The sequence below is a fragment of the Flavobacterium soyangense genome (genome assembly GCF_015277675.1).
Lineage (GTDB): Bacteria > Bacteroidota > Bacteroidia > Flavobacteriales > Flavobacteriaceae > Flavobacterium > Flavobacterium soyangense.
Map to the genome: position 1 here is coordinate 21,375 of NZ_JADHEC010000037.1, position 13,537 is coordinate 34,911.

Annotated in this window: 11 protein-coding genes and 2 pseudogenes; 4 read left to right on the forward strand and 9 right to left on the reverse strand. The window is 32.8% G+C overall.

Annotated elements, in window-relative coordinates; translation table 11 throughout:
• Window positions 1-34: 34 nt before the first annotated feature.
• The 8 genes and pseudogenes from IR213_RS13740 to IR213_RS13775 form a co-directional block, all read right to left on the reverse strand.
• Window positions 35-1,072 carry a hypothetical protein gene (locus tag IR213_RS13740; RefSeq protein ID WP_194312874.1) on the reverse strand — a complete coding sequence of 346 codons (1,038 nt, stop codon included), beginning with the start codon at window positions 1,070-1,072 and terminating at the stop codon, window positions 35-37.
• Between the two features lie 100 nt (window positions 1,073-1,172).
• Window positions 1,173-1,940, reverse strand: a complete 768-nt coding sequence (locus IR213_RS13745; protein WP_194312875.1) for a hypothetical protein — start codon at window positions 1,938-1,940, stop codon at window positions 1,173-1,175.
• Window positions 1,941-2,014: 74 nt separating this feature from the next.
• Window positions 2,015-2,464, reverse strand: coding sequence for a VOC family protein (locus IR213_RS13750; RefSeq protein ID WP_194312876.1), 450 nt, complete (start codon window positions 2,462-2,464; stop codon window positions 2,015-2,017).
• An 11-nt stretch (window positions 2,465-2,475) separates the two neighbouring features.
• Window positions 2,476-3,414, reverse strand: a complete 939-nt coding sequence (locus tag IR213_RS13755) for an NAD-dependent epimerase/dehydratase family protein (protein WP_194312877.1) — start codon at window positions 3,412-3,414, stop codon at window positions 2,476-2,478.
• A 62-nt stretch (window positions 3,415-3,476) separates the two neighbouring features.
• Window positions 3,477-3,983, reverse strand: coding sequence for a hypothetical protein (locus tag IR213_RS13760; protein ID WP_194312878.1), 507 nt, complete (start codon window positions 3,981-3,983; stop codon window positions 3,477-3,479).
• Window positions 3,984-4,165: 182 nt separating this feature from the next.
• On the reverse strand, window positions 4,166-6,133 hold the full coding sequence (locus tag IR213_RS13765) for a histidine kinase dimerization/phosphoacceptor domain -containing protein (protein ID WP_194312879.1): 1,968 nt from the start codon (window positions 6,131-6,133) through the stop codon (window positions 4,166-4,168).
• A gap of 17 nt (window positions 6,134-6,150) precedes the next feature.
• Window positions 6,151-6,894 carry a LytR/AlgR family response regulator transcription factor gene (locus IR213_RS13770; RefSeq protein WP_194312880.1) on the reverse strand — a complete coding sequence of 248 codons (744 nt, stop codon included), beginning with the start codon at window positions 6,892-6,894 and terminating at the stop codon, window positions 6,151-6,153.
• A 163-nt stretch (window positions 6,895-7,057) separates the two neighbouring features.
• Window positions 7,058-8,226 (reverse strand): annotated as a pseudogene (locus tag IR213_RS13775) (dipeptidase).
• A 304-nt stretch (window positions 8,227-8,530) separates the two neighbouring features.
• Here IR213_RS13775 and nadC point away from each other — a divergent pair.
• The 4 genes from nadC to priA all read left to right on the forward strand — a co-directional run bounded on the left by nadC (window position 8,531) and on the right by priA (window position 13,307).
• Window positions 8,531-9,388: a carboxylating nicotinate-nucleotide diphosphorylase gene (gene nadC, locus IR213_RS13780; protein ID WP_194312881.1), complete on the forward strand. Its 858-nt coding sequence runs from the start codon at window positions 8,531-8,533 to the stop codon at window positions 9,386-9,388.
• A 60-nt stretch (window positions 9,389-9,448) separates the two neighbouring features.
• Window positions 9,449-9,808, forward strand: coding sequence for a four helix bundle protein (locus IR213_RS13785; RefSeq protein WP_194312882.1), 360 nt, complete (start codon window positions 9,449-9,451; stop codon window positions 9,806-9,808).
• Between the two features lie 61 nt (window positions 9,809-9,869).
• Window positions 9,870-10,835: a YihY/virulence factor BrkB family protein gene (locus tag IR213_RS13790; RefSeq protein WP_194312883.1), complete on the forward strand. Its 966-nt coding sequence runs from the start codon at window positions 9,870-9,872 to the stop codon at window positions 10,833-10,835.
• A gap of 21 nt (window positions 10,836-10,856) precedes the next feature.
• Window positions 10,857-13,307 (forward strand): replication restart helicase PriA, encoded by a 2,451-nt coding sequence (priA, locus tag IR213_RS13795; RefSeq protein WP_194312884.1) that lies wholly within the window; start codon window positions 10,857-10,859, stop codon window positions 13,305-13,307.
• Here priA and IR213_RS16390 read toward each other — a convergent pair.
• Window positions 13,304-13,423: pseudogene (locus tag IR213_RS16390) on the reverse strand (DNA-binding response regulator); the annotation flags it as partial. The gene priA and the pseudogene IR213_RS16390 sit on opposite strands and share 4 nt — an antisense overlap.
• Window positions 13,424-13,537: the final 114 nt, after the last annotated feature.

Here is a 13,537-nt window from a genome sequence, read left to right on the forward strand (position 1 = left end):
ATTGAGTTGATTTTGGTTAATTTATTTTTATTTTCTAGGATTTTTTAAGTTTCCAACCTTTTTCTTTTTCTAGAATTTCTATAAAATGTTTGGTGAATATTTTAGCATCCGGTTGACTTAAATGAGAAAATTCAGGGCATTCAAAATGGGCTATTTCTGGATAATCAAGAAAATGAATTCCCGAGCAATTAGTATAGGCAAGTAATTTATCCCAGTATTTTTCTCTCGGGAAACCCATTTTTTCTCCTTGTAAATAAGGACCGCTTGAAGGTGTTCTTACAAAAAGCACTTCGCCACCTCGAGCTTTAATTTTGTCAATTGCCTCTTTTACAGATTTAAAAATTGCTGCTAATTCAGCTTCCTTCATTGGTGGAGTTAACTTGCTCATTTTAGCAAAAAAGGCCCAATTTGCTTTTACTTTGTTTCGTAAAACGGTATCAGCTACAAATTCAGAAGTCATAAACATTTGTCTTTCAAAAGTGTTATTGCTGAACTCCATTGGAAAGAAAGGCTCAATAAATACTCCAGGTCTGCTCGGGATTTCTAACACATTTAATTGAGCATTGAGTGAAAAATAATCTTTATTTAGAAAAATAAATTCTGATTCTAATGGTTTGTTTAAGATGAAACTTACCCTTTGTGCCGGAGTTATGTCGTGATAATATTTGATGTTTTTGATTGGTGCTTCTTTGTTAGGTGGTGCGTTCGAAAAAAATAATCCTTCGGTTACATCCACAATCAGTCGGCCTTTAAAGTTTTTATCATTTGCTAAATCTTCTAAAACTGGTCTTGGATTGCTACCTTCCATAGCTAGTTGCACTGCATGAATATTAGTTATACCTTGCCAAGTAGGTATGTCTAAATCATATTTAATGCGTGAAGAGCCAATAAAAACTACAGCATCATCAAAGGGTTCATAAACCATTGACCTATTGTGTGACCAAAGCGGTGGGCCATCATCATAACTAATAGGAATCCCTTTATTTCTTAATGAAATTTCACAAAATGCAGTTGTTATCACTACAATTACTAGCATTAAAATTGCCGATTTTAAAAGTGTTTTATTCTCCATAATTTTATTTAAGTTATAATTTTGACAATGGTTTGGATTAATAAAAATTTTCCTCCTTAAAATTATTTTTTAAGAAGGAAAATTTAATAAGGGTAGGTTCTTAATCAACACTCGTGTAAAAATCTATTACAGGTTTGCTAATAACACCTCCATCAGTCATTATTTTTTTGAGAGCAGGATCAGCAAGTCTTGCTTTTGCTTTTGCCATATCGCTTACAGCAAAAGTGATATAAATCATATTAGGATCATCGATATTTCTTGAAAGTGATCTGTCTATAAGACCATTGGCCAATCGAGTTGCTGCACCCTCGGCATCATAAATTTTAAGCCAAGCATCAAAGTCTTTAACTTTATGACCCACTCTTACTCTGTCTTTAAATTCTGGTGGAGACTCCTTAAAGCGCACTACATCAACATAAACAATCTCTGGTTTGCTGATTACACCGCTTTTTTGCATCGCTTCTTTTAAGTTTGGACTCATTGCAAAATCTTTTGCTTTCTGTAAATCATCTATTTTTAAAAAGATAAGAACTTTGTTTGGGTTTTTCATGTCTCTTCCCATTGCTCGTAATGTTATACCATTAGCTTTTCTCATACTTTCGTGTTCGTCAAAAGATTTTTTCCATACATCAAAATATTTTACGATATGGGTTACAGCCATTACTTTAAATGGTTCAAATACAAGGGTTTTTTCAACTACAGGAGTTTTAGTTTCTTCAACTTTTGGTTCTGTTGTTACTTCTTTATCACTTTCTTTTTTGCAAGAAGTAAAAGTAAACATCGCCATTAAGGCAAGCATTGTGAATGTTGTTTTACCCATGATTTTTTTAATTTTTTTTGTATGGAATTCGTGAATCTTTGATTTCATATTGATTAAATTTAAATGTGCCTACTTTTTTAATTCAGTTTTCGGCTTTTCTGATTTTGAAATTAGTATTGCGTTTATTTATTTCCAACACTATTTACTTCAATCCAATAACCGTTTGGGTCTTGAAGATAGATTTGTTTAATACCGTCTGCACGAAGATTTACTTTATTTGGAATTCCCGGCCAATCGGAATAAGGAATATTTTTTGCTTCCAATGTTTTAACAAAGGCATCCAAATAAGAAGTTGTCAATGCAAAATGAACTGCTTTATTGGTGGTAACCGGTTCCTTCAGAAGCGATATAAGATGCAATTCTTTTCCTTCTCCAAGAGAAAACCATCTAATGCCTTCCATTTTTGTCTTATTGTTAATTTCCTGAAGTTGTAACACTTCTTTATAAAAAATTGCTGATTGCTCAAGGTCTTTTACTGATAATGCGATATGATTAAAAGTTAAGTTTGTGTTTTGGGCTTTTACTGTTCCAAAAAATGAAATTGCAATAAGGAAGAATATTATTTTTTTCATTGTACTTGAATTTAATCAGTATAATTATTCAAAGTTTCTCTCACAGCTCGGAAGTGAATTCCTAAATCTTTTTTAGCCAAATCATTTTTATAAATAATACTTGGCTTTTCTTTAGGTTCTTGGTTATTAAGCATTGCGCTCATATCTGAAACTTTGTAGGTTTCGCTGGTTAATAAATAATCTTTGCCGTGCAATCCTTTTGTTGTCGCCACTTTAAAAGTAGCCTTGGCAACATCTTCAACATCAACAATAGCAAAAGGCATATCGTTATCATAAAGTGCTTGAAAGAAATCGTCAGGAGCTATTTTATTTTTGATTAAATACTGTATGGCCGAAGAAGTAGAATCTTCTCTGTTAGACATTGATTTTCCTAAAACCATTACAGGCGAAACAGAACTGATTTCAAAAGATAAATTGGGATTGTCTTTGACGAATTTTTCCACGACCTGATTGGCCATAAATTTAGCTTGTGCATAGGGATGACTTTCAGTACTGGTAAATCGAATATCATTTTCATCGAAAGTATCTTTGAAATTTTTGGTTCCAGCGGGCATAGGAAAGTTTGTGTTCCAAGCTGCAACAGAAGCAATAAAAACTACTTTTTCAATTCCTGTGGTTTGACTAATTACTTCTAAAAAGTTCTCAGTACCTTTTATCGTTGGATCAAATAATTGAGATTGTGCATCTTCAAAATCTAGAATAAATGGCGTTCCACCATGAATGACAATATCGCAATCGGAAACAAAATCTTGTAAAGTTGTTTTTTCTGTGACATCTAGTTCACTAATGTGTAAATTATCAGAATGGTTTAACGCCATTAAATGTTCATATTTATCTTCTCTGGTTATGTCGGTTGCAGAAACTTCTACCAGAAAGCCGTTATTTAAAAATTCCTGAGTGATATAGCTCCCTATGAAACCGGAACCACCTATAATGCCTACTTTTTTCATAATTTTTAAATTAAAAATCCACTGCCAATGATTTTGTGTTAGCAGTGGATTTAACTAGTTTTTTATTCTTTTACCATTTTTGAAAAATCTCCGTAAAGGCTTTCATCTGCAATTTTTCCGTCTTTGTTAAATAGGTCAAATTGTACAAAATTTATAGTAATAACTTCTCCAGTTTTTTTCGATTTTCCAGACCATTTCCACCACGATTGCACATATTTTTGATCTTGATCTTTATAATGTAAATAATCAGGGTAGCCTACAGGGGTTTGCTTAACATCAGTATAATAATCAAAATCGGAATCCCACATTTTAAGGGCTTCTTCTAATTTAACTCGTTTTGTCATGCCTGATGCCCAAAATCTTGCTGTATCTGAGTATATTTTTCTATTGGTTGCATCATCTTTTGCCAGATATGCTTTAGCAGCATTATTTACTGCATCTATATAAGGGTGCTTGATGTAAATTGTGCCATTTTTTTCTTCTTTTTGACTAAAAGCGACTATCCCGAAAAAGAATAGACAGCTAGTTAAAATAATTTTTTTCGTGATACTTTTTTTAAATAATTCCATGATTGCACTGTTTTAAGTTAACAGAATAATTATTTATTCTTAGTCTAAATAAATACAAATCTGACAGAAATAATTATGACTTAGGACGAATTGGGTTAAATTCTGTCCAAAGGATATATTTTATTTATCGGGGTAAAAAAAAGAGTTATGAAAGAAGGGGAGTGAGGAAAGGAAAAATTAGATTATGCAGATTCATTTAATTTAAATTCAAAAATAATCGTGGTGCCATTTTGTATTATTTCTTTTATTTTGCCATTTAATTGTTGGGTAAGCAATAAAATTAATTGTCCTCCAAAACCAGTACCTTGGGTAATATCTGATTTTCCAATGCCATTATCGGCAACTTCCAGATGAAGAATAGTGTGATTTTGTTTTTCCAGTTTGATGGTAATTATTCCTTTTTCACCTTTTGGAAAAGCATATTTTATTGTGTTTGTCATTAATTCGTTGATGATTAATCCTAATGGAATAGCGGTATCAATAGCTAAATCAAGTTTATCCATTACTAATTTTAAATCTATGCATTCTTTTTTGCCATAACTATACAGAATGCTTTCGCTAAGGCTTAAGAAATAATCTTTCATTTCAATAGTGCCAAGATTATCACCTTGATATAATTTTTGATGTACAATCCCAATAGAATTAACACGGTTTTGTCCCTCGGTTATGGCTTCTTTAGTGTTTGGGTCATCAATTTGAGCGGATTGCAATGCGAGTAAACTTGAAACAACTTCTAGATTATTTTTTACCCGATGGTGAATTTCTTTTATAAGTAATTCATTTTCAGCATTTTTTTTGTCTAATAATAGATTTTTACTTTCCAGGTCATTATTAAGTAATGCTAACTGATTATTACTTTTTTGTTTTAACCTGTAATTTCTATATGACAAGACTAACAGTATTAAAACAATTAGCAAAGCGACAATAAAAATAATCTGCTGATTTTGCTTATAGACAAGTTTTTTTTCTTGTGTTAGCAGATTTAATTGCAGTTCATTTTCACGTAACCCTCGTTCATTTTTTTCTTTTTCAAAAATTAAAGACTGATCAAAATATTCTTTAAAATACATTATTGCGTTTGGCAAATTACCTTTTTCCTGGTATGCTTCACCTAAAAATTGGGACATACTTTCTGCTGCATAACGATTTTTTAAAAAAAGATAACCGGCTTTACTTCTTTTATAATTGCTGATTGCTAAATCATATTGTTTGTTCCTTAGATTTAAGTCTGCCAATAAACCATAGCCATAAGGTGTTATACTACTGGTTTTAATTTTATAAATTTCTATTATTTTTAATGCTTTGATAATGTTTTTTTTACCTTCATCGTACTGTTTTTGACTAATTATTGATTGACCATAAACAGGCGAATTAATTAACTTTCTTCCTAATACAACATAATACCAAGCGTGAATTATTGGGTTTTTAGTATATTTTAAAACCGATTTTATTTTATGGAGATAATGATAAACAGAGTCACTGCTTTGTTCTGTATAATGGCTGGATATTGACTTGTAAATAGAAAAGAGTTCCAATGGTTTTTTTGCTTCTCCAATTTTTTGATAATAAGAAAGGCTTTTTGACAGGTTTTCTAAAGATAATTTTTGTTCTTCATCTAAATGGTATCTTTCATAAAAAACTCCCTTATTCATTAAATTCCTTGCTACTAATTCAGGACTATTAAAATCTTCGGCAATTGTAAGTGCTTTAGAAAATAGAGCTAAAGATTGTTTGTGTTCTCCTAATTCAAGTTTAATGCTAGCCCAATTAATCAGAAAGTTATATTCCAAAAGGCTATTTCGCTTATATTGGGGAATTTTAGTAAGGTATGACCATCCAATATCGGCTAAAGAATCTATTCCGGTTAATCTATAATTACAACTAATAATATTACTTCTATGTAAATAAATAGATGCCAATTGTTCATATTGTATGGGAGAATTATCCTGGAGTAATTTACTGGCTTTGTCATAATAACGAGCAGAACTATCTCGATTGTATTGAGGGATTTCCTGAAAAAATAATGCTTTATTTAGATATGAATTACTCAATTTTAAAACTGCCGCAGAGGAAAGTTTCTTGGTAGAATAGTTCTGGGAAAATCCTATGCAAAAAGGAAGAAGCAAAATAAAAAGTATAATTTTATTCATAGATAGCTATTAGAAGATTATACTTTTTGAATATGCTGTAGCAATTTTTTCTTCAATTCTGCACTTAGTGGGATTGCTTTTTTTGCGATGACGACATGACTTGTTGCAATCTCGTCAATATGAGAAAGGTTGACAATAAAGGAGCGATGAATGCGTAAAAGTGTATTAGATGTTAGTTTTTCTTCTATATCTTTGAGTGTCATTACTAATAGATGTTCCTTGTCTTTACAATGAATTTTACAATAATTTCGTTCAGCTTCGATGTACAGAATGTTATTTATGCAAACCTTTACCATTTTGTCGTGGCTGCGAATAAAAATACAATCACTTAAAATAAAAGGTTCTTCTGAAGTTATATCTAAGGTTTTCTCACTGTTTTGCTCTTCTTGGATTCGAACCAATGTTAACTCAATGGCTCGTTGTAAATCTAGTTTCTTAAATGGTTTTGAAACAAAAGCATACGGATTTGTTGCTTTAGCTCTGTTAAAATTAGCTTCGTCTGAGTTAGCAGTCAAATAAATAATGGGAATTTTATATTCTTTCTGGATTAAATGTACCAATTCGATTCCGTCTAAATCTCCTTTTAGATTAATGTCCATCAAAATAATATCAGGAACATGCTGACAAATATGAGTCAAGACATCTTCGGCTCTTGGAATAATTCCGGTTACTTCATATCCCAAATGAGTAAGTTGCAATGAGATATTCGCTGCAATTATCATCTCATCTTCTACTATCAAAATGGTGTTGTTTTTATTCATATATGTTTGTTTAACTTAATTAGTTAAAAAAAATATAGATTAAAATTGACAGTAGATTACCGGGGGCAGTATTCTTATGACTGGTAAATATATTAAAAACTATTTAATTGTGAATAAGATGATTAACTGTTTTAATGTTTGATTTCTATTTTTTTAGAATTTATTATTTTACTTCATTGGATTTTAAAACCCTTAAAAAATTACCGCCCAGAATCTTGTCAATATCCTTTTCACTATATCCTTTTTCGACCAAAGCTTTTGTGATTAGTGGATAAGTAGTGACATCGTCAAGTTCTTTTGGAGGAGATTCTATACCATCAAAATCAGAACCCAAGCCTACATAATCAACGCCAACTAATTTAATAATGTACTCAATATGTTCCATTAATAATGAAAAAGGTGCTCTCAAAGCATCAGATTCAGTTTTGTATTTAGAATACAATTCCGCATCAATTTCATACTCATTTTTGCCATTTTTAATAAGCAAATCAACTTCTTCTTTATGTTTTTCTAAAAAAGCATCTTTGTTTTTAAAATAGTTGGGATCCAAAAATCCTGAGTAAAAATTGATCTGAATCACGCCACCATTTTTCGCAATGGCTTTTATTTGGTAATCCTTTAAATTCCTTTGGTGCGGACATAAATTATACACACAACTATGTGTCGCAATTATAGGTTTTGTAGTCGTATTTATTACATCTTTAAAAGTTTCTTCGCCCACGTGGCTTACATCAACAAGCATTCCTAAGGAGTTCATTCGTTGCACCACCTGTTTGCCAAAATCGGTTAAACCTTTATAAGTTAAATCCTTTTTGAAAGTTTCGTCAAAAGCGCTTGTTGCCCAATCTGTCGAATTATTCCAGGTAAGTGTCATATATCTTGTGCCACGTTTATAAAAATAATCCAAATTGTCTAAGTTATTTTCTATCATGTGACCGCCTTCCACACCAATCATTGCAGCCAGTTTGTTTTGATTTACAGCTTTAAATAATTCTTTGCTATTAGCCACTTTTACAATTTTATTAGGGTTGCGTTTTACAACAGCATCCAATGAATCCATTTGGCGATTGGCAAACTCAAAAGGTTTTTCTTTTTCTCCATCACAAAAACCGAAAATAATTGTACATCAAGTCCACCTTCTTTCCATCTGGCCAAATCACTATGAGCAAGACCTTTCAGGTTATTATCAAATACATATCCTTTTTCCATAGTTTGAGAAAGGATATCATTGTGAGTATCTACTACAATCGCTTTGGCGTGGATTTTTTGATAGGATTGAGCCATAAGTTGTTGGGATAAAATAACACTGATTAGTAGCATTTTTATTTTCATAATAATTGGTTTTCTTTAAACCGACGAACAATTTGTAAATTGGTATGATTCTGTCATACTAATCTGCACTTATTAGGATTGCTTTGTATGACAAACCACTTCTTTTTTACATTGCTAAAGTAGGAATAAATACTTGCCAATTGTTGAAATGATTTTTATTTGTCGCTAATTTCCCTAATTATGCGCTTGAAATTTCTGTTTTTTTAAAATAGCTATTTCTATAAGTTTCTGAATTGACAATCACACAAATTTTCAAATTACCAATTAAAATGCTATTTTAGCATTCTGTAAATTTTATCATAAAATGATTAGCGATACACAATTTAACAACGAACTTCAACTCATTATAAAAAACGCCATTCGTGAGGACGTGGGCGATGGCGATCATAGCTCCTTGGCTTGCATTCCGGCTTCGGCAACAGGGAAAGCAAAACTTTTGGTCAAGGAAGACGGCATTATTGCTGGCGTGGCTTTCGCCAAAATGATTTTCGAATATGTCGATAGCAATCTAAAAGTGGAAACCTTTATCACAGACGGAACTCCTGTAAAATACGGTGATGTAGTTTTTAATGTTTCAGGAAGTTCACAATCCATCCTCAAAGCCGAAAGGTTTGTACTCAATTCGATGCAAAGAATGAGCGCCATTGCTACCAAAACTAAAAGCTATGTTGATTTGCTCCAAGGAACAAACACACAAATTCTTGATACACGAAAAACAACGCCAGGTTTTAGAGCCTGCGAAAAATGGGCAGTGAAAATTGGAGGCGGAGAAAATCACCGTTTTGCGCTTTATGATATGGTAATGCTCAAGGACAATCATCTTGATTTTGCCGGTGGGATTACTTTAGCCATAGCCAAAACCAGAGCTTATCTCCAAGAAAAAAACCTGGATTTAAAAATCATCGTCGAAGCCAGAAATCTAAATGAAATAATGGAAATTCTAAAAAATGATGGAATTTACAGGATTTTGATAGACAATTTTAATTATGAAGATACCCGAAAAGCAGTTGCTTTAATCGGGAATAAATGCCAAACAGAATCCTCAGGAAATATCAACGAAGAAACCATTCGCGCCTATGCGGAATGCGGAGTCAATTATATTTCGTCAGGCGCTCTGACACATTCAGTTTACAATATGGATTTGAGTTTGAAGGCTTTTTAAATTCAGATAGCAGGTTTCAGGCGGCAGAAGGCAGATAAGATAAATATAAACAAAAAGAATATGAGATTTCAGGATTTACTAGCTTATAAGAAATCATTTGAATTAGCAATGGAAATCTATTCAATTTCTAAAATTTTTCCTTCTGAAGAAAAATATTCATTGACAGATCAAATTAAACGTTCCTCTAGAAGTGTATCGGCTAATATCGCTGAAGCAACAAGAAAAAGAAAATATGAAAAACATTTTGTGTCAAAATTGACTGACAGTGATGCTGAAAATGCCGAAACTCAGGTTTGGTTAGAATATTCAAAAGCTTGTAATTATATTGATACTATTAAGTTTGAAACTTTAACATCAAAAAGTCTTGAAGTTGGCAAGCTATTAAATTATATGATGAATAATCCTGATAAATTTTTATGAATATTTCAATATGCAACTGCAACCTGCAGTCTGCAATCTGCAGTCTGCTATCTGAAAAATTATGAGTAAAGAAATAGAAGAAAGAATTGAGAGGATCCGCATTTTACGCAATTTAGTTCGTCCACTAAAACGGATTAAACTGCCGTGGTTGGCGGGATTGTCTTTTTATGACTTATTAGAATTGTACATTCTTGGAATAATGGAAGGTGCTTTGACCTATCACGCCAGTGCAATTGCTTTTAGTTTTTTTATGGCGTTGTTTCCCTTTGCTTTGTTTATTTTAAATCTAATTCCCTACATTCCCATTGAGGGATTTCAGTTGGATTTTCTTCAATTTGTAAAAGAAGGAGTTCCGCCAAATACCTATGATGCAATTTATAAAATCATAAGCGATATCCTTAATAATAGCCATTCCGGCTTGCTTTCAACTGGGTTTATCCTGTCAATTTTCCTGATGGCAAATGGACTTAACGGCATCTTGGGCGGTTTCGAATCATCAAAGCATGTGCTTATCAAAAGAGGATTTTTGCATCAATATTTGGTGGCTTTGGGAATGTCGTTGGTGCTGTCTGTTTTATTATTGGCAACCATCGCCATAATTGTTGTTTTTGAAGTTTTTATCCAGAACACAAAGATTCAAGACGTATTAAACGATCAGATTCCGTTAATCATTTTAGGACGATATGCTTTTGTTATTCTAATGATTTTAATTACCACTTCCGTACTTTTTAAATTTGGCACGAAACAAGATAAATACAGAGCATTTATTTCAATAGGTTCTGTCTTTACTACTATATTAATCATTTTGGATTCTTATATTTTTGGGATTTGGGTAATAAGATTTTCAAAATACAACGAATTATATGGTTCAATTGGAACCTTATTAATTATGATGTTTTACATTTGGATTAACTGTGTGATTTTGCTGCTTGGCTTTGAATTGAACTCAACAATCAGCCGGTTAAAACACAAACATCAAAAACACAATCAACCAAAGAAACTTACAGAAGAACCAAATCAAATATAATATAATAAACAGGAATCCTAAATGCATTTCGTCGAAGTAATTTTACCGCTTTCTCTTGCCAAAACGTTTACATACAGTGTTTCGGAAGCCGAGTATAATTATATCAAAAAAGGAATGCGGGTGGCAGTGCCTTTCGGCAAAAGTAAAATCTACACGGCACTGGTCATCGAAATTCACGAAAACAAGCCTACTTTATACGAAGCAAAGGAAATTCACCAAATTCTAGATGAAAAACCCATAGTTACTGAAATCCAAATCGCCCATTGGCAGTGGATTGCATCTTATTATATGTGTGCCATCGGTGATGTGTATCGAGGTGCAATGCCGTCGGCTCTTTTGCTTGAAAGTGAAACCATTATTTCACAAAGGCAAGATGGTTTTGTGGATGAAAGCTTGCTTTCGGATGAGGAATACCTGATTTATCAAGCGCTTCAACAGCAAAGTTCATTGAAGGTTCAGGATATTATCAATATTTTGAATAAGAAGAATATTTTTCCTGTTATCCAAAAATTGATAGACAAAAACATTCTGGTTCTGCAGGAAGAAATGTTAGAAACTTATTCTCCAAAACTCATTCGATACGTAAAATTACATTCAAAATATGAATCCAATGAAGGTTTGGGTAAATTATTGGAAATCCTGAAAAATGCCAATAAACAAAAGGAAATAGTACTGTGTTTTTTCCAATTAAGTGCTTCGGAGAAAAAGCCAATTACGGTAAAAAAACTTACGGAAACAGCTAATTCTACTTCTGCAATTGTAAAAGCATTGATTGATAAAGAAATTTTCGAAGAATATTATATTCAGGTAGATCGGGTAAATTTCTCCGGGAAAACCAAGGAAGAACAATTGCAATTAAGCAAAGCACAGCAAATTGCTTTCGAAAAAATCAAGGATAATTTTTCTAAAAAAGAGGTTTGTCTTTTGCACGGCGTAACGTCAAGCGGAAAAACCGAAATCTACATCAAACTCATTGAAGAATATATAAAGGACGAAAAACAAATTCTGTATTTATTGCCCGAAATTGCGCTTACCACCCAGTTAGTTGGAAGATTACGTGATTATTTTGGCAATAAAGTAGCGGTTTTTCATTCGAAATACAGCAACAACGAAAGGGTAGAAGTGTGGCAGCAAGTTTTAGAACAATCGCCAAAAGCACAAATTGTTATTGGAGCAAGATCAGCATTGTTTTTGCCATTTTCGAACTTGGGATTTGTCATTGTTGATGAAGAACACGAGCAGACTTTCAAACAAGTTGATCCATCGCCACGATATCACGCACGTGATGCTTCGATAGTTTTGGCAAACAGTTTTAAAGCTAAAGTTTTATTGGGTTCGGCAACGCCGAGTATTGAAACCTATTTCAATGCCCAATCCGGAAAATATGGTTTGGTCGAGATTTTTGAAAGATATGGCAATGTAAAGATGCCCGAAATCGAATTGGTAGACTTGAAAGACAAATACTTTCGCAAGAAAATGTCGGGTCATTTTAGCGATACATTAATTGAAGAAATCACAACTGCTTTGTCATTGGGCGAGCAAGTCATTTTGTTTCAAAACCGCAGGGGTTTTTCTCCTGTTATCGAATGTATGACTTGTGGTCACGTTCCGCAATGTCCACAATGCGACGTGAGTTTAACGTATCATAAACACAAGAACCAGTTGCGTTGTCATTATTGCGGTTACTCGATGGCAAAACCAACGAATTGTCATAGTTGTTCAAGTATTCATTTGACTACAAAAGGTTTTGGAACAGAGCAAATTCAGCAAGAATTGGTTGAATTGTTTCCAGACGCAAAAGTAGGAAGAATGGATCAGGACACTACCCGGGGAAAATTTGGCTTCGAGAAAATCATTGATAGTTTTAAAAATCGAGAAGTGGAAATTCTTGTTGGAACACAAATGCTTGCCAAAGGTCTGGATTTTGAAAACGTGAGTTTAGTGGGTATTATGAATGCTGACAACATGCTCTATCATCCTGATTTTAGGGCTTTTGAAAGGAGTTTTCAGATGATGACACAAGTTTCCGGACGTTCCGGCCGTTTTGAAAAACAAGGGAAAGTGATTATTCAAACTTATAACCCAGACCACAATACCATTCGGCAAGTAGTGCAAAATGATTATGAAGCAATGTACAATGAACAGTTGTACGAAAGACAAATCTATAAATACCCTCCTTATTTTAAACTCATAAAACTAACTTTAAAACACAGGGATTTTGATAAACTTAAGGAAGGATCAATGTGGTTGTACCATGTGATGCAGCAAAATTTAACAATACCGGTTCTTGGTCCGGAAGAGCCGCCAATTTCAAGAATACGGAATGAATACATTAGAACTATAATGATTAAAATCCCACAAAATCACTCTTTGCTGGGCACAAAAAAAACTATCCAGAAAATGTTGAATAGTTTTGAGGCAGTTGCACAATACAGATCAATAAAAGTGACTGTAAATATTGATTTTTATTAGTTAATCGCCAAGGCTCGGACTAAATCTTCTTTTTTATGTCTGCTTAATGGAATTTTTGTGATTCCAATTTCGGCAAATCTGCTATTAAAGCGTTCTACTTTATCAATATTAATAATCACTATCGACCGACAAAACTAAGATTTAGGCAATAAATTCCTTTTAACCCTAGTAAATGCTAGGATTATTTTGTAAAATAAAAAACCTACCTCCCTATATTTCAGAAGAATTGC

What these genes read in the sequence shown, in the direction of transcription:
- IR213_RS13740 (WP_194312874.1), bottom strand. Translation starts at nt 1,072, where the DNA reads ATGGAGAATAAAACACTTTTAAAATCGGCAATTTTAATGCTAGTAATT.
- IR213_RS13745 (WP_194312875.1), bottom strand. Translation starts at nt 1,940, where the DNA reads ATGAAATCAAAGATTCACGAATTCCATACAAAAAAAATTAAAAAAATC.
- IR213_RS13750 (WP_194312876.1), bottom strand. Translation starts at nt 2,464, where the DNA reads ATGAAAAAAATAATATTCTTCCTTATTGCAATTTCATTTTTTGGAACA.
- IR213_RS13755 (WP_194312877.1), bottom strand. Translation starts at nt 3,414, where the DNA reads ATGAAAAAAGTAGGCATTATAGGTGGTTCCGGTTTCATAGGGAGCTAT.
- IR213_RS13760 (WP_194312878.1), bottom strand. Translation starts at nt 3,983, where the DNA reads ATGGAATTATTTAAAAAAAGTATCACGAAAAAAATTATTTTAACTAGC.
- IR213_RS13765 (WP_194312879.1), bottom strand. Translation starts at nt 6,133, where the DNA reads ATGAATAAAATTATACTTTTTATTTTGCTTCTTCCTTTTTGCATAGGA.
- IR213_RS13770 (WP_194312880.1), bottom strand. Translation starts at nt 6,894, where the DNA reads ATGAATAAAAACAACACCATTTTGATAGTAGAAGATGAGATGATAATT.
- nadC (WP_194312881.1), top strand. Translation starts at nt 8,531, where the DNA reads ATGATTAGCGATACACAATTTAACAACGAACTTCAACTCATTATAAAA.
- IR213_RS13785 (WP_194312882.1), top strand. Translation starts at nt 9,449, where the DNA reads ATGAGATTTCAGGATTTACTAGCTTATAAGAAATCATTTGAATTAGCA.
- IR213_RS13790 (WP_194312883.1), top strand. Translation starts at nt 9,870, where the DNA reads ATGAGTAAAGAAATAGAAGAAAGAATTGAGAGGATCCGCATTTTACGC.
- priA (WP_194312884.1), top strand. Translation starts at nt 10,857, where the DNA reads ATGCATTTCGTCGAAGTAATTTTACCGCTTTCTCTTGCCAAAACGTTT.